Origin of the sequence: Paraflavitalea pollutisoli, assembly GCF_029360705.1 — a bacterium.
Lineage (GTDB): Bacteria > Bacteroidota > Bacteroidia > Chitinophagales > Chitinophagaceae > Paraflavitalea > Paraflavitalea pollutisoli.
The window spans coordinates 627,856-643,364 of record NZ_JARKMX010000002.1 but is presented as its reverse complement, the minus strand read 5'-3'; the positions used below and the strand labels follow the sequence as shown (position 1 = coordinate 643,364).

The following is a 15,509-nucleotide window of genomic DNA, read 5'->3' as shown; positions in this document are numbered from 1 at the left end:
CTGTTTATTTATTGATGTTTGGATTCCGGTCAACCTCATCCTGCGAGATCGGAAAATACAACTTGTTTTCCGTGACATTATAGTTCAATGGGTTGCCATTGCCATCCACCTGGGCATTCATCACAGCTATAGCGCGGTTGGTACGGATGAGGTCAAACATACGGTGCCCTTCAAAGGCCAGTTCCAATTGACGTTCTTTCTCAACCGCCAGCCGCAACGCTGCCTGTGTGGTGGCAGGCGTATTGCCCAGACCTACACGTTTACGCACCTTGTTGATATAGAATTGAGCACCGGTAGCATTGTCAAGCTGATTCAGCTCGGTCAGCGCTTCCGCTTTCAGCAACAGGATATCCGCATACCGCAGGCGGAAGGTATGGCTCTTGGCATCCGGATCGCGGTACTTGTAAATAACAGGCGTAGGCTTGGGCCAGTAGTCATCCGTCCAGTTGGGTGTTACATAGGTGATGCTGGCATTCTTGCGTACGGCATCGCCTTCGGCATCCCAGGCCTTCACGATCGTGTGCGTGGGTATGTTGAATTTCTTCCAGTCGCCCCACATGAACGGAGTATTCATACCGGTCACCCAGTTTTGACGCACCGTGCCGTCAAACTGCGTTTCCCAGATCGATTCGATGCTGTTGATCGTGGCCGTCAGGAAGAGATCGCCATAGCTGGGTAGCAGGTCAAAGCCCAGTGCCGTTACGGCATCGCAATATTGCACCACCTTATTCCAGTCCGGATTGGGCTTTTGTGCGTATACCTTCGCCAGTAGGGCGTTCACTGCTCCGCGGCTCACCAGCGATTTGTCATTGATCTTTTCCCGCACCTTGGGCAGCGCAAATTCAAGGTCCTTGATGATCAGCGCATAGATAGAGTCGGCGGGCTTTTTAGTAGGAAACATGTCGCTCACAGAGCCAGGTACTCCGAGAATGATCGGCAATTCCTTCCAACTTCTGATGGCATTGAAGTAATGCCAGGCCCGCAGAAAGGAGGCTTCACCCAGTATCTGCTGGCGCCGTTCTTCGGTGATTGTCCGGTCTTCGATCGTAGGCACAAAGCTTAATACGATATTGCTGTTCTTGATATCGGTAAACAGGTAACGCCAATCTCGTTTCAGGTTGTTGTTGCTGGCATCAACGGTATACTTGTCGATACTGAAATTAGCGGCATTATCACCACCCGCGTAGGCATTGTCGGCCATCACATCCCCGTTGACGAGAAAGTCGAGCGTGTAGTATTCATCGTACATGTCGCCATAGGCACCGCTCAGAAGGGCTTCGGCCGTTACCTGGTCGGGCAGGGCATCGGAAATAGGTTCTTTATCGAGAAAGTCTTTCGTGCAGGAGGTTAAACAGGCCATGCCCAGTAACCCGGCTGCAACATATAATGATAAGCGTTTCATAGCTTTTACATTAAGTGGTTGAATTAGAAATCGGCACTGATGCCAAAAATGAATGAACGCGATTGTGGATACGTACCGTAGTCAATGCCCATGGCCGGGCCATTGGGACTATTTTGGCTCACCTCCGGATCAAATCCCTTGTAATTGGTGATCGTAAACAGGTTCTGGGCGGTTACATACACACTCAGCCGACCGATGCCCGCTTTTTGTAACAGGTCGTTGCCAAACTTATAGCTAAGCGTAAGCGCCTTGAGCCGCATATAGGAACCGTCTTCGACGAATCGTGACGAAACGATACTGTTGTAATTGTTGTTGAAGCCCTGGGGTGCACCAGCAGTTCCCCCGGTAGCTCGGGGAACATCTGTAATCTGCCCTACGGTTTTCCAACGATTCAGTACCCGCGTGGTTTGGTTCTTCGAATCGTACATCCCTTCTGTTTCAATACGCGAAGCATTGAAGATGTCATTGCCCTGGATGCCCTGCAGGAATACGTTCAGCTCGAAACCGCCATAGCTGAGGGTATTGGTAAGTCCGTAGATGAAATCCGGCTGCGCGTAGCCAATAAAGGTACGGTCGCCATCATTGAAGGTGCCGCTCTTGTCCAGGTCGGTATATTTCATCATGCCTGTGGACGGGTCTACCCCTTCTGCCACGTAGCCATAGAAGGAACCAAGCGGTTTACCAGGCATCGCCAGGATAGCATTGTCTCTTTCATACACACCACCGTAAGGAATGCTTTTGCTGAAGGGGCCGAGGCTGGTGATCTTATTGCGGTTGAACGATAGATTACCATTGATGGACCAGCGAAATGATTTGCTGGTGATCGCTATGGCATTGACGGTAAATTCAAGCCCTTTGTTCTCGATGGCCCCTACATTATAAGTCTGCGCACCATACCCCGACGAAGGCGGAGGTTCAACGGCCACCAACAGGTCGGTAGTCTTCTTGATGTAGCCGTCGATGGTAACGCTTAGTCGGTTATTTAGAAAGCTTGCATCGATGCCCACATTGGTTTGGGCGGTCTTCTCCCAGGTAAGCCCTTCTTTGGGCAGGTTGCTGAAGGTAAAGCCACCGGCGCCATTGGGGGCAAACAAACCATAGTGCGCGTATTCGTCGATGCCATCATTACCTGTTTTGCCCCAGCCTACCCGCAATTTGAGGTCCGAGAACAGGTGGGAATTGTCCATAAAGTCCTCGTTGCTGATGCGCCAGGCCACCGATACGGAGGGGAACAGGCCCCAGCGTTCGTCTTCAGAAAAGCGGGAGGACCCGTCATAACGCAGGTTGGTGGTCAGCAGGTATTTGTCTTTGTAAGAGTAATTGATCCTGCCCAGGTAAGAACGTTTGCTCCACTGCTTCATTGTCGTGGGCAGGCTGATGCGCTGAGCAGCGGCATTCAGGGTGCCTACTGCATTATTGGGGAAATCCCTTCCTTCTGCATAGCTGTATTTGAAATCACTCTCCTGCATGGTATGCCCCACCAGGGCTGTGAAGATGTGGTCGCCAAAGGTCTTCGTATAGTTCAGCGTATTTTCCCACAACCATACAAAACGCTGGGTGGAAGAGCTATAGCCTACGCCTTTTACAGAGCGGCCATAGTCGGTCATGTAAGGGTCCTGGAATTTATCCCAGCGGGAACTTTGCGATTCGACGCCGAAGTTCGAGCGTAAATTGAGCCCGCTGATGATGCGGATGTCAGCAGCCACATTACCGATGATCCGGTTCTCGATACTTTTTTGCTCCGCGCCATAAGCCATGGCAATGGGGTTCTCCCAGCTACCCTGGTTCACGTTGGAGGTATAAGTGCCATCGGGTTTGTACACACCCAGTGTAGGCGGTGAGCTCAACGTAGAAAGAATGGTTCCGCCACGTGCACCGCCTGCATTATCGGTAATGTCTACAAACTCCGACCGCAGGAAGCTGAGGTTGGTAGCCACGCTCAGCCAGTCCTTCACTTTGTTGTCGAGGTTCACCCGGATCGAATAACGATCATAGTCTGCCGGTGCTACCACACCTTGTTGCTTCTGGTAGCCCCCGGAAACATAATACCGGTTACCGGCACTGCCACCGGAAAAGCCCAGTTGAATGTTTTGTTCTTTCCCCGTATGGAAAGCAAGATCCTGCCAGTCGGTATTGTTGTTGTTCGGATCGGTATACCCCATCGATTTGATCAGGTCGAGGTATTGATCACGGTCCAGCACATCGATCTTTTTGGCAAAGCTGGAGAAGCCTGTATAGGCATTCAGCGTAAGTTTAGGCTTACCGGTAGCGCCCTTCTTCGTAGTAACCAGTACCACACCATTGGCGCCGCTGGCCCCATAGATCGCTGCTGAAGAGGCATCTTTCAGCACGGAGAAACTTTCGATATCTGCGGGGTTAATGAAGTCGATCGAGTTGACGATCACGCCATCTACCACGTACAGAGGATCATTGGTAGCCGTGAGGGAAGTGTTACCGCGCACACTTACGGTCAGCCCCCAGCCGGGCTTGCCGGAAGAAGCGAAGACGTTAACGCCCGCTGCCTGCCCTTGCAGGGCCGCTGCGGCACTCACGATCGGCCTGTTCTCAAAGTCGCTGGCCTTGACAGTCGATACGGCGCCGGTGATATCTTTCTTGCGTTGGCTGCCATAACCCACCACCACGACCTGGTCGAGTGGCTGGTCGGAGGGAGCCAGCTCTACATTGAGCACATTCTGGTTGCTGACCGCCACCTCTTTATCGAGGTAACCAATATAAGAGAACTTGAGGGTCGCATTTTCCGGTGCCGTGATGCTGTATTCTCCCGCATTGTTGGTAGAAGTACCGGTCGTGGTGCCTTTTACCTGTACCGACACGCCGAAGAGTGGTTCGTTATTGGGGCCGGTCACCTTACCGGTAATACGGATATCCTGTTTGATGACGTTGCGCGAGATGATCGCGATCAGGTTATTATCAAGCAGCTTATACGTGAGGTCGGTGCCGGTGAGTATTTTTTCCAGTGTTTCGCGGATGCCCGAATTCTTGACATCGAGGTCCACTTTCTGCTTGAGGTCTTTCAGGTCATAATTATATAGGAACCGGAACTCTCCCGCTTTTTCGATCCGGTTCAATACCCGGTCGATGGACGTTTGCTGAAGTTTGAGCGTAATATTGCCCTGTCCGTACACATGCGCGTGGACCTGGCACATACTGAGCACAATGAAAAAGAGGGTCAACTTCATAATCACAAACAGTTTAAAGAGCAATGGGGCGTGGGCATACCTCCTCCCGGGAGGCGTACTTTTTTTCATATATTTACGCTTTAAGGTGATCAAATCAGAACCCTGGACCGATTTACCAGATCTCATTCCGGGATTCTGTTACTGCCTTGATGGGATCCCGCTCCAACGGGATCCTGTTTTATGATATCCTGAACCGGATAACCTGCTCCAACAGGTAGGCCGGGCTTGAAAGCTTACTGAATAATCACTTCTTTTCCTTCCATCTTATAAGTAAAGGGCACGATAAGCTGCAAATACTCCAGCGCCTTGGGCAAGCTTTCGGTACCGAAGCTTCCTTTCAGGTGCATGTCTTTCAACTTCTCCGACCGGATGGTGATATGTACATCATACCATCGTTCCAACTTGATAGCCAGCTCCTCAAAACTGTCGCCATCGAAGTTGAGCTTGTTGTATAGCCAGGAAGTTTCTTTGATCACACTATCAGGTTTGTTGGCCGGTAGGGTCAGGATCGATATACCGGGTTGGTTGTCGGGCGAGTCGGTTGTGGGGGGGCTGTATACATCGGGACTTACTACTTCAGGTGGTTCTTCCTTATTAAACACCAGTTTTTCATGGGGGCGCAAAATGACCTTGGGGGCCGTGGGGTCATTTTTACGTACCACCTCGATCGAGCCCCGGAGTAACGTGGTTTCAATGGTGGCATCGGCGGCATAGGATTTCACGTTGAAAGCCGTACCCAACACTTTGATATCGATGCCAGAAGTATGAACGATGAACGGCCTTTGGGCATCGTGCGTCACTTCGAAAAAGGCTTCGCCTTCCAGGTTCACTTCCCGTAGCAAAGTATTAAAATGGCTGTTGTAGGTGAGGCGGCTGCCAGCATTTAGAAACACCTGCGTGCCATCGGGCAATAGCATGCGGCTGCGGCTCCCGCGGCTGGCGACTACTTCGCTCACAGGTAGTGGGTCGCCGGGGTCTGTAGCAGAAAGCCTTTTATAGCGATAGAGACCGTACGAACTACCAGCTACGATCACCAGGGCTGCAGCGTAGGGAACCCAGCGGCGCCAACGATGGCGGGCAGGCATAGGAACTGATGCGGCGGTGCGGCCATCGCTGGCTGCCAGAATGCGCTGAAACCTGCTTTCTTCTTCTTTGCCCTCCCCTTCATCAGGGTCAGGTTGCTGATGCCAGTAGGTGTCGAGCACATCGTACAAGTATTCTTCATGCCCATTGCCCTGCATCAAAGTTTGTAACTCTTCCAGTTCGGCAGGGGTGGCTTCACCGGCGAGCTTCCGGGCAATCAATTCATATATACGCTGTTGTGGTATCAGCTGGCAATGCTTTCTACCATAAGACAATGGTTTTGCCACCATCTACTAAAGGTTTTTGAAATAAATGTTGGGAGAGGCGGGATAGCCGTGGAAGTCGGGTCGACGGGGTGGAGCCAAAGAAACAAGCCTCGGTAATTCGCCAGTACACAGGCACATGAGCGTCCAGTAACCCCGTAATAGGCTCTCCTTTCAAAGCGAATAGCGAAATGTCGGGGGTAATGTGTGAAAGACTTCAGTCTTTTTTAGCCGGGCCGGTTTTGAAGCGGGGCAGTTTGTCGAAGTCTTTCCGTACGGCGTCGGAGATGCGTTGAATGGCAATGGCCATTTGGGCGTCGATGGTGTTGACCGAAATATTGAGGATTTCCGCCACTTCTTTGTACCGGAGTCCGTCTTCACGAATAAGTTTAAAGATCATTTTGCAGCGCGGCGGCAATGCCTCCACCGCCCGCCGTATCTTTTGATAGATCTCTCCCGTGATCATGATCTGCTCGGGCGACACACCAGTTTCACGCAGCATAACATCGATATGGTCAAAAGGCTCCACGATGGCCTCTTTCGCTTTGCGCGACAGGTAGTTCAGCGCCGTGTTTTTGGTAGCCGTATAGAGATAGATCCGCAGGTTATTGATCTGGGGTGCGGTGGCACGCTGGTTCCAAAGACGGATGAATACATCCTCGACAACTTCCTCCGCCGCCTCCCGCGTTTTGACCATCGCCAGGGCGAAATAATGCAGTCGTTTATTATAGATGTGGTAAAGCTCCCGGAAAGCTGGCTCATCGCCCGTAGCCATCCGCCGTAGCAGCAACATGGATTTTGCAAAATCATGATCCTGTAAAGGTTCCATAATCGGCAATCGTTAACGGTCAGGCCCTCCGGCAAAATACAGGCAAGGGGAATTGCGGGAGCGGCAATGGTTTCTAACAGTTTTGAAAGCAATGCAAGCCAACGGCTTACGTTCTCTACATTCGACACTTCGGGCAGCAGGTTTGCTGCTTGTACCCACAAAATACAACAAAACAATAAGCTAACAGCCGTTAGTGCAACTGCAAATAATAAATTATCTTTGAAAGACTTAAACTTGCCACACATGTCAGTACAGGAGCTGGAGCAATTATTCCAGGCCAAGGTCGATCAGGAAATAAAGATCGAACCCAAGGATTGGATGCCCGATGCCTACCGTAAAACGCTGGTGCGCCAGATCAGCCAGCATGCCCATAGTGAGATCGTGGGTATGCTGCCCGAGGGCAACTGGATCAGTCGTGCTCCTACCTTGAAGCGGAAGGCCATCCTGCTGGCCAAAGTACAGGATGAGGCTGGCCATGGGTTGTATCTCTATTCGGCCGTGGAAACCCTGGGCACCACCCGCAACCAAACCATCGAAGACCTGCACAGCGGTAAAGCCAAATATTCGTCCATCTTCAACTACCCAACGCTTACCTGGGCCGATATCGGCGCAGTAGGTTGGCTGGTGGATGGGGCAGCCATCCTGAACCAGGTGATGCTTTGTCGTACGTCCTATGGTCCCTATGCCCGGGCCATGGTGCGTATTTGTAAGGAGGAGAGTTTTCACCAGCGCCAGGGATTTGACATCCTGCTGCAGTTGTCGCAAGGCACGCCCGAACAAAAGGCCATGTGCCAGGATGCCATCAACCGCTGGTGGTGGCCATCGTTAATGATGTTTGGGCCCAAAGACGGCGAGTCGACCCATTCGGACCAAAGCATGACCTGGAAGATCAAGCGTAAAAGCAACGATGAATTGCGTCAGCAGTTTGTCGATATGATCGTAGAACAGGCGAAGATCCTGCACATGACCCTACCCGATCCCGAGCTTAAATGGAATGAAGCCCGCGGTCATTATGATTTTGGCGAGATCGATTGGGTGGAGTTCTGGAATGTGGTAAAAGGAAATGGTCCCTGCAACAAAGAGCGCCTGCAGGCGCGTCGCGATGCGTGGGAAGAAGGAGCCTGGGTGCGTGAAGCTGCTGCCGCCCATGCGGCAAAGCGAAAGGACCGGCAAGCACAACAAGTAGCCTGATCATGCTTTAAATCTACTATTGATGAACCTAAGATTGACTAAATATTACTACGGCGATATTCCCGAGGAAAAAACGGGCGGTGGCACTGCTGCCTCCTCGTCCAATACGGAAGCCGGTTGGCCGCTGTGGGAAGTGTTCATCCGCAGCAAGCAGGGCCTCGATCACAAACATGTGGGCAGCCTGCAGGCAGCCGATGCGCAAATGGCGATCGAAAATGCCCGGGACGTATATACCCGTCGGTCAGAAGGCATCAGCATCTGGGTGGTGGAAAGTAAACATATACATGCTTCAAATCCCGATGACGCCGGCGCGTTTTACGAACCCGCTAACGACAAGGTATACCGCCATCCCACGTTTTATGACCTGCCCGATGAGCTCAAACACATGTAATTCCATTATCTCATTTCCAACGAACCAGGATGTACGAACCTGACAACGACGATGCTGCCTCTTTGATCCATTACCTGCTTTACCTGGGCGATAATGCCCTGGTACTTTCCCAGCGCAACAGCGCCTGGTGTGGTCACGGTCCTGTATTGGAACAGGATATCGCCATTACCAATATCTCGCTCGACCTGATCGGTCAGGCACGTAGTTTTTATCAGTATGCCGCCAGCCTGGAAGGAAAAGAGGTGACAGAAGATACCCTGGCTTATCTCCGCGGCGAACGTGCCTATTACAACTGCTTGTTGCTCGAGCTGCCCAACGGCGATTGGGGGCACACCATCCTGCGGCAGTTCTTCTTTAGTGTGTTTCAACAGCAATTGTACAAGCAACTATTACCCTCAAAAGATAGTACCATCGCTGCCATTGCCGAAAAATCACTCAAGGAAGTGGCTTACCACGTACGGTGGAGCAGCGAATGGGTAATCCGGCTGGGAGATGGCACCGAAGAAAGTCAGGCGAGGATGGAAAAAGCCCTGGTTGCCCTATGGGCCTATACGGGTGAATTCTTTCAACCGGCCGAATATGAACTGGCTGCTGCCAGGGAAGGCATAGGGCCCGTTGTGGCCGCTCTGCAACCCGGCTGGTGGCAACAAGTGCAGGAAGTGCTTGCGGAAGCCACCTTGCAGGCACCCGAACAAGGCAAAACCTGGATGCAGACTGGTGGTAAAACAGGCCGGCATACTGAACACATGGGCTACCTGCTGGCAGAAATGCAATACCTGCAGCGCGCGTACCCGGGAGCAACCTGGTAAAGTAGAAAATGATCATGGCAATCCTTGCAAACATATCTGCTGCGGAAATAAAGACCTTGCTGGAACAGGTCAGTGATCCGGAAGTGCCCGTGTTGTCGGTCATCGATCTGGGCATTGTACGCGATGTATGGGTGAAAGACGAAAAGGAAGTACAGGTCACCATTACACCTACCTACAGTGGGTGCCCCGCGATGGATGTCATCAGCATGCAGATTCGTATGCTGCTGCTCGAAAAGGGGTTTGAACGAGTGGTGATCAACACCGTGCTCTCGCCCGCCTGGACTACCGACTGGATGAGCGACGCCGGCCGGCAGAAGTTGCAAGCCTATGGCATTGCCCCACCCAACCCGGTACCGCAGGTTTGTCACCAGGAGTTGTTTGCGCCACACGAAGCCGTGGCTTGCCCTCAGTGCGGTTCGTGGAATACACGGCTGGTGAGCGAGTTTGGCTCTACCGCCTGCAAGTCATTATACCAATGCAATGATTGCAAAGAACCCTTCGACTATTTCAAATGTCATTAATTAATAGCCATGTCATCTGTTCTTTTTCAACTCGACCATAATGTCGCCATCATCACCCTCAACCGGCCCGACAAGCTCAATGCCTTTAACCGCGAAATGGCCCTGCTGCTGCAACAGCAGCTCGACGAATGTGCCAACCTGCAGGAAGTACGGTGTGTACTTATAACCGGGGCGGGAAAAGGATTCAGTGCCGGGCAAGACCTGGCCGAGATCGTTGCCCCGGATGGACCCACGATGGCGCAGATACTCAGTGAGCATTACAATCCTATCATCGATAAGATACGCCGTATGCCCAAACCGGTCGTAGCCGCCGTCAATGGCGTTGCTGCCGGTGCGGGAGCCAATATCGCTTTGTGTTGCGATATTGTGGTGGCAGCTGAGACCGCTTCATTTATCCAGGCATTCTCCCGGCTGGGACTCATCCCCGATAGTGGCGGTACCTATTTCCTGCCAAGGCTTATTGGTTGGCAAAAAGCATCTGCACTAGCCATGCTGGGTGATAAGATCGGTGCCCCGGAGGCAGAGCGCATGGGGATGATCTACAAAGTGATCAGCGGCGATGGATTTGCTTCAGCGACCTTGCAGTTGGCGCAGCAATTGGCGCAAATGCCCACCCACGGCCTCGCGCTCATCAAACAGGCATTGAACCAGTCATTAACCAATACCTACGAGCAACAATTGGCACTTGAAGATAAACTGCAGCAGGAAGCTTCCGGCACCGACGACTTCAAGGAAGGAGTGAATGCTTTTCTCGAAAAGCGCGCGCCTGTGTTCTCCGGCCGCTAAGCCAGACCTGGTCAGGCAGATGTGCTATCCATGACGGGAAGCCAGTCGACGAGCAATTGTACAATATTCTCTTACTTTAAACAGGAACCATGGAGGCAGATCAATTAGCTGTACAGGTAGTCGACAAGATGATGGCCCATGATGCCTTCAGCCAATGGCTGGGCATCAAAATAGAAGAAGTGCGCGAAGGGTATAGCCGTATCCGCATGGAGCTACGTGCAGACATGCTCAACGGTTTTGGGGTAATCCATGGTGGCGTTACTTTTTCCCTGGCCGATAGTGCCTTTGCTTTTGCCTGCAACAACCGGAATAACCTGTCGCTGGCATTGGATGTATCCATCACCTTTACAAAGGCAGGGCAACCGGGTGATATCCTGACCGCCGAAGCCAAAGAGATCCACAACGGCCGCAGTACGGGGTTGTACCTGATCTCGGTGACCAACCAGCGGCAGCAACCGGTGGCTGTCTTCAAAGGCTCCTGTTTCAGAACGGGCAAGCACCTGGTCGATCCACCTCCTGATACCTTCCCACCTACAGCAGAAATATAATAACCGTATCATGATCTATTCCTTCAAAGGATTTATTCCCGTTGTACACGAGTCGTCATTCGTACATCCGCAGGCGTCGGTAACTGGTAACGTTATCATTGGTAAGCAGGTGTATGTTGGTCCAGGCGCTGCTATCCGTGGTGATTGGGGCGGCATTGTGATCGAAGACGGCTGCAACATACAGGAGAATTGCACGATACACATGTTTCCCGGCGTTACCGTGCTGCTGAAAGAAGGGGCGCATATCGGACATGGAGCCATCATACATGGCGCCAACATCGGTCGAAACTGTCTCATCGGTATGAACAGTGTGATCATGGACAATGTCGACCTCGGCGATGAATGTATTGTAGGCGCTTTGTCCTTCATCAAGGCCAATGAGCAGGTACCACCGCGTAGCTTGCTGATGGGTAACCCGGCCAGGATCGTCAAGGAAGTCAGCGATGACATGATAGCCTGGAAATCTTCCGGCACACGGCTGTACCAGGCTTTGCCGGGCGAAATGAAGGAGCATTGGGAACCCTGCGAACCGCTGCGCGAACTGCCGTCCAGTCGGCCCACACAGGAAACCCTCTACAAAACCTGGCAGGAGATAAAAGAGCAGGGGCTTGCGGGACACGAGTAAGTTGAACGGGTGCTGATGCTCTCCTTATTACCTGTCGGCATTTACTAACTGGCGCTCCACCGCCCTGTGCCGCAATCGATTATATCCTTTGCTGACTGTCGTGTTGATTATACTGATCGTATAAGGGTATTTTAACGAGCCAAATGCCCTCGTAGCGGCACCGCCTTCCGTCTCCGTTCCCTTAAAGGCGGAATAGTGTATCTTTGCACCTCGCAATGGAAAAGTCAAACTTTGTAGATCAGATCAGGATATTTTGCCGCAGTGGACATGGAGGTGCTGGTAGTAAGCACTTTATGCGTACTAAATTCAATGCTCAGGCCGGTCCCGATGGGGGCAATGGCGGGCGCGGCGGCCACATCATCCTGCGTGGTAATAAGAACCTCTGGACGTTATTACACCTTCGTTATTTTAAGAATGTACATGCCGAGAATGGTGAAAGCGGTAGCGGTAACAACTGTACCGGTCGTTACGGCAAAGACGTGATCATTGAAGTGCCACTGGGTACCGTCGCCAGGGACGAAGAGACGGAAGAGCAGGAGGTCGAGATCCTGGAAGACGGACAGGAAGTCGTTTGGATCAAAGGCGGTCGTGGTGGTTTGGGCAATGCAGAATTTGCCACCCCTACCAATCAGGCGCCGGAATATGCCCAACCCGGTGAGCCCGGCTCCGAAGGCTGGAAGGTGCTCGAGTTGAAGGTACTGGCTGATGTAGGATTGGTTGGGTTTCCCAATGCGGGCAAATCGACCCTGCTGTCGGTTATGACCGCTGCCAAACCCAAGATCGCCGATTATGCGTTTACCACCCTAACGCCTCAGTTGGGTATGGTCGAATATCGGGAAGGGCGTAGTTTCTGTATCGCGGATCTTCCTGGTATCATCGAAGGGGCCGCAGAGGGCCGTGGCCTTGGCCATCGATTCCTCCGGCATATCGAACGAAACTCCGTATTGCTTTTCCTGATTCCCGCCGATAGTAAAGATCACCGCAAGGAGTTCGAGATACTCGTGAATGAGCTCGAGCAATACAATCCCGAACTGTTGCACAAGCAGTTTATCATAGCGGTCAGCAAAAGCGATATGCTCGATGACGAGCTGAAAGAAGCCATCGCCAAAGAGCTGCCGGAAGGTATTCCGCATTTGTTTGTCGCTTCCGTGATACAAAAGAATATCCTGCAGCTGAAAGACTTGCTGTGGAAAGTACTGAACGAAGAAAACAGCCGCGCATAACAGCCGGGCTATTGCTCCGGCATCGGCCGTTTTGCCAGGTGCCCATCTGACTGCACTACACCACGCTCAAGCCGCAACCCCCGGCTCAACAGTCTCTACAACAGGCTCACGAGCCCCTACACCCCGCTCAACGGGCGTTCCGTCTATCGTTGATTTAGATTAGCTTTGGTAACAACTAACCAATGCCTGTCTTATGTCGATCTTTAGCCCGAAGGTGCGCAATACCATCTATTATCTGCTATACCAGTTGGTGCTGTTTATTGCTCGGTTACTCAAATCGATCTGGTTATTCTTTCCCGGAATATTGTTCCTCCTGCTGACCATGTGGTGCTTCTGGAGCCTCAACCAGGGCAAAGACATTGTGGTAGCCTTCACCGAAAACCACCGGGCAAAAGCTTACTTCTTTATCGCTATCGCCTTCTGGGTCTATGTAACCTGGTATTCGGCCAGGATCGTAGCCTACCTGAAAGAAGGCAAGCAAAAAGACAGGATCGTGGAAGTGTTGGGAGAATGCTCCCCTGAGGAGCTCGATGAAAAAGCACGTAACGCCAGGTATTTTGAATTGCCGCCGACGTGGCTGCGCCTGTTCCCCCATTTACTGGGTTTTGCCTGCCTGCTCTCTATTGAAATGGCCGTGTTACAATCGCCAGCGTTGGGTGAAGATGCCATACCGGCTGGCAAAGCGGCCTGGTTCTTTTTACTGGGCATGATCATTTCCTGGGGGCTCGACGGGATCGTTCAGGGTTTTGCAAACAGGCAGCTTAAATTGTCACGCATACTCTTTTATGTGTTTCTGGGCATCTTCCTGTTGGCTGCGATCCTTGTGGTGAGTAATCCTGGCGGCTCGATCCTTTCGCTCCTGTGGGTACTTTGCTTGCTGCATATTGTATTCCTCCTCTACATCAATCTTCGCAAGAAAAAGATAGACGGCGAACAAACGACCCGGCCTTACCTGGCGGCCCACCTGGTATTCGGTGTTATGCGTTTTCTGCGCATCCCTCCCTCGGAAACCGGTTACCTGCTTTGGTTCAATATCGTGAGCCTGGCCGGGTTGATCATTTACATTATGGCCATCCGCTCAATCGAGGTATCCTGGCAACTGGGACCATTCCCATTGGTGCTGCTGGCATTTGCCGTATTGCTCGGATTTGGCAATATACTGACTGCCTTATCGGTAAAGACCAATATCAACCTGCATTTCATTTTCGTGATCGCCGCCCTGATGCTGGGTTCGGTGGAAACGCATTACATACGTACCAAGCCGGTGGAGACAGCGGCGCACCGGGGGATCTTTGCCCAGCGGCAAGACATACAGACCTATGTTCGAAATTGGGTGACCGACCGCGGACCATCCATCGATAGCGCCGCCAATGCTTATCCTGTCTATTTCGTGCTGGCCAATGGCGGCGCATCCCGTTCCGGATATTGGACAGCCTCGGTGCTGGGCAAACTGGAAGATACCACGGCACACCAGGGAGATCCGTTCTCGCGTCACGTGTTCTGTTTGTCGGGCACTTCCGGTGGCGGTGTTGGGGTGGCTACTTTCTTTTCCCTATTGTATGAGAAGAGCAAGCAGCCGCAGGCAGCCAATGTGTCTTACCTCGATGCGGCACGAAAATTTCTCAAGCAGGATTATCTTACCCATACCCTCGCACACATGTTGGGGCCGGATTATTTCAAATACATCCTGCACATCAACAATGATGACCTGTCTGATAGAGCCGGGGCGTTGGAGGAGACATTCGAGAAAGGAGCACAGGTGGCTGGTAGCACGTTGAAAGCACCTATGGATGAAACCTTGTCGAAGATGGTGGCCCTGAACGGTAAGCCTTACGCACTGCCGGTGCTTTGTATCAACACGACCAGGATGCAGGATGGCAATCCAGGGGTCGTCACCAATATCCGCCTCAACAAAGAGATCTTCAACAACCGGGTGGATGTATTGGGCATCCTGAACGACTCACTCGATATGCGGCTGAGTACCGCCTCGATCATGGGCGCACGTTTCCCGTATATTAGTCCGGCAGGGCGCATCGACCAATGGCTGCAGCCAAAGAACAGGGTGCGGGAGAGCGATAGCATGTTGATCCACTATTTTGTAGATGGCGGCTATTTCGACAACTCTGGCGCAGGGGTAGTGCAGGAAATGATGCGTGCCATGCTGATCCAGGCCGATACTTCTACAGACCAGGTATTCAGGCAGCGGGTCGCGAAACTTCACCTGGTGGTATTGCACATCACCAATAGCCCGGTAGGTGTGGCGCCGTTGGTTCCGGTGGCGCCCATCAAGAACGACCTTTCGTCACCCATACTGACCGTACTGGGGGCTTACGATATGCAGACTACGGTAAATGATAAGCGCCTGCAGAATTACCTGCGTGACCTGAACAATGATCCTCACTACCATGGTGCAGAATATTTTCCCATACACCTCTACAAAGATCCCCAGGAAAAAGAAGCTATGCGGCAACGCGGCGAACCAACGAAGGAAACACCCTATGCCATGAACTGGTTTATTTCCGATACCACGCTTAAGCGAATGGACAATAGGTTGATGCTCCAACCCAGACTGGACAGCTTGATCAACCGTATGCTGCAGTAAGTAGCGGAATGTAATAATACCTTAACCTTTTGTGAC

General features: G+C 52.1%; 13 protein-coding genes. 9 read left to right on the top strand and 4 right to left on the bottom strand.

The window, feature by feature from the left end; all coding sequences use genetic code 11:
• Positions 1–4: 4 nt before the first annotated feature.
• The 4 genes from P2W70_RS07385 to P2W70_RS07370 form a co-directional block, all read right to left on the bottom strand.
• Positions 5–1,402, bottom strand: a complete 1,398-nt coding sequence (locus P2W70_RS07385) for a RagB/SusD family nutrient uptake outer membrane protein (protein ID WP_276480797.1) — start codon at positions 1,400–1,402, stop codon at positions 5–7.
• Positions 1,403–1,425: 23 nt separating this feature from the next.
• Positions 1,426–4,602 (bottom strand): TonB-dependent receptor, encoded by a 3,177-nt coding sequence (locus P2W70_RS07380; RefSeq protein ID WP_276480796.1) that lies wholly within the window; start codon positions 4,600–4,602, stop codon positions 1,426–1,428.
• Positions 4,603–4,835: 233 nt separating this feature from the next.
• The gene (locus P2W70_RS07375; protein WP_276480795.1) at positions 4,836–5,975 is read right to left on the bottom strand and encodes a FecR family protein; all 1,140 of its coding nucleotides are present in this window, start codon (positions 5,973–5,975) and stop codon (positions 4,836–4,838) included.
• A gap of 190 nt (positions 5,976–6,165) precedes the next feature.
• Positions 6,166–6,777: an RNA polymerase sigma-70 factor gene (locus P2W70_RS07370; protein WP_276480794.1), complete on the bottom strand. Its 612-nt coding sequence runs from the start codon at positions 6,775–6,777 to the stop codon at positions 6,166–6,168.
• Positions 6,778–7,020: 243 nt separating this feature from the next.
• Between P2W70_RS07370 and paaA the strand changes: the two genes are divergently transcribed.
• The 9 genes from paaA to P2W70_RS07325 all read left to right on the top strand — a co-directional run bounded on the left by paaA (position 7,021) and on the right by P2W70_RS07325 (position 15,473).
• The gene (gene paaA / locus P2W70_RS07365) at positions 7,021–7,968 is read left to right on the top strand and encodes a 1,2-phenylacetyl-CoA epoxidase subunit PaaA (protein ID WP_276480793.1); all 948 of its coding nucleotides are present in this window, start codon (positions 7,021–7,023) and stop codon (positions 7,966–7,968) included.
• A 22-nt stretch (positions 7,969–7,990) separates the two neighbouring features.
• Positions 7,991–8,359 carry a 1,2-phenylacetyl-CoA epoxidase subunit PaaB gene (gene paaB / locus P2W70_RS07360; protein WP_476704109.1) on the top strand — a complete coding sequence of 123 codons (369 nt, stop codon included), beginning with the start codon at positions 7,991–7,993 and terminating at the stop codon, positions 8,357–8,359.
• A 29-nt stretch (positions 8,360–8,388) separates the two neighbouring features.
• A complete protein-coding gene (paaC, locus tag P2W70_RS07355; protein ID WP_276480792.1) occupies positions 8,389–9,168 on the top strand; it encodes a 1,2-phenylacetyl-CoA epoxidase subunit PaaC in 780 nt (259 codons plus the stop codon).
• 14 nt (positions 9,169–9,182) lie between these two features.
• On the top strand, positions 9,183–9,689 hold the full coding sequence (gene paaD / locus P2W70_RS07350; protein WP_276480791.1) for a 1,2-phenylacetyl-CoA epoxidase subunit PaaD: 507 nt from the start codon (positions 9,183–9,185) through the stop codon (positions 9,687–9,689).
• Between the two features lie 9 nt (positions 9,690–9,698).
• A complete protein-coding gene (locus P2W70_RS07345) occupies positions 9,699–10,475 on the top strand; it encodes an enoyl-CoA hydratase-related protein (RefSeq protein WP_276480790.1) in 777 nt (258 codons plus the stop codon).
• An 89-nt stretch (positions 10,476–10,564) separates the two neighbouring features.
• Positions 10,565–11,023 carry a hydroxyphenylacetyl-CoA thioesterase PaaI gene (gene paaI, locus P2W70_RS07340; RefSeq protein WP_276480789.1) on the top strand — a complete coding sequence of 153 codons (459 nt, stop codon included), beginning with the start codon at positions 10,565–10,567 and terminating at the stop codon, positions 11,021–11,023.
• A 10-nt stretch (positions 11,024–11,033) separates the two neighbouring features.
• Positions 11,034–11,648 (top strand): acyltransferase, encoded by a 615-nt coding sequence (locus tag P2W70_RS07335; RefSeq protein WP_276480788.1) that lies wholly within the window; start codon positions 11,034–11,036, stop codon positions 11,646–11,648.
• Between the two features lie 215 nt (positions 11,649–11,863).
• A complete protein-coding gene (gene obgE / locus P2W70_RS07330) occupies positions 11,864–12,871 on the top strand; it encodes a GTPase ObgE (protein WP_276480787.1) in 1,008 nt (335 codons plus the stop codon).
• 193 nt (positions 12,872–13,064) lie between these two features.
• Positions 13,065–15,473: a hypothetical protein gene (locus P2W70_RS07325; protein WP_276480786.1), complete on the top strand. Its 2,409-nt coding sequence runs from the start codon at positions 13,065–13,067 to the stop codon at positions 15,471–15,473.
• Positions 15,474–15,509: the final 36 nt, after the last annotated feature.

What these genes read in the sequence shown, in the direction of transcription:
- P2W70_RS07385 (WP_276480797.1), bottom strand. Translation starts at nt 1,402, where the DNA reads ATGAAACGCTTATCATTATATGTTGCAGCCGGGTTACTGGGCATGGCC.
- P2W70_RS07380 (WP_276480796.1), bottom strand. Translation starts at nt 4,602, where the DNA reads ATGAAGTTGACCCTCTTTTTCATTGTGCTCAGTATGTGCCAGGTCCAC.
- P2W70_RS07375 (WP_276480795.1), bottom strand. Translation starts at nt 5,975, where the DNA reads ATGGTGGCAAAACCATTGTCTTATGGTAGAAAGCATTGCCAGCTGATA.
- P2W70_RS07370 (WP_276480794.1), bottom strand. Translation starts at nt 6,777, where the DNA reads ATGGAACCTTTACAGGATCATGATTTTGCAAAATCCATGTTGCTGCTA.
- paaA (WP_276480793.1), top strand. Translation starts at nt 7,021, where the DNA reads ATGTCAGTACAGGAGCTGGAGCAATTATTCCAGGCCAAGGTCGATCAG.
- paaB (WP_476704109.1), top strand. Translation starts at nt 7,991, where the DNA reads ATGAACCTAAGATTGACTAAATATTACTACGGCGATATTCCCGAGGAA.
- paaC (WP_276480792.1), top strand. Translation starts at nt 8,389, where the DNA reads ATGTACGAACCTGACAACGACGATGCTGCCTCTTTGATCCATTACCTG.
- paaD (WP_276480791.1), top strand. Translation starts at nt 9,183, where the DNA reads ATGGCAATCCTTGCAAACATATCTGCTGCGGAAATAAAGACCTTGCTG.
- P2W70_RS07345 (WP_276480790.1), top strand. Translation starts at nt 9,699, where the DNA reads ATGTCATCTGTTCTTTTTCAACTCGACCATAATGTCGCCATCATCACC.
- paaI (WP_276480789.1), top strand. Translation starts at nt 10,565, where the DNA reads ATGGAGGCAGATCAATTAGCTGTACAGGTAGTCGACAAGATGATGGCC.
- P2W70_RS07335 (WP_276480788.1), top strand. Translation starts at nt 11,034, where the DNA reads ATGATCTATTCCTTCAAAGGATTTATTCCCGTTGTACACGAGTCGTCA.
- obgE (WP_276480787.1), top strand. Translation starts at nt 11,864, where the DNA reads ATGGAAAAGTCAAACTTTGTAGATCAGATCAGGATATTTTGCCGCAGT.
- P2W70_RS07325 (WP_276480786.1), top strand. Translation starts at nt 13,065, where the DNA reads ATGTCGATCTTTAGCCCGAAGGTGCGCAATACCATCTATTATCTGCTA.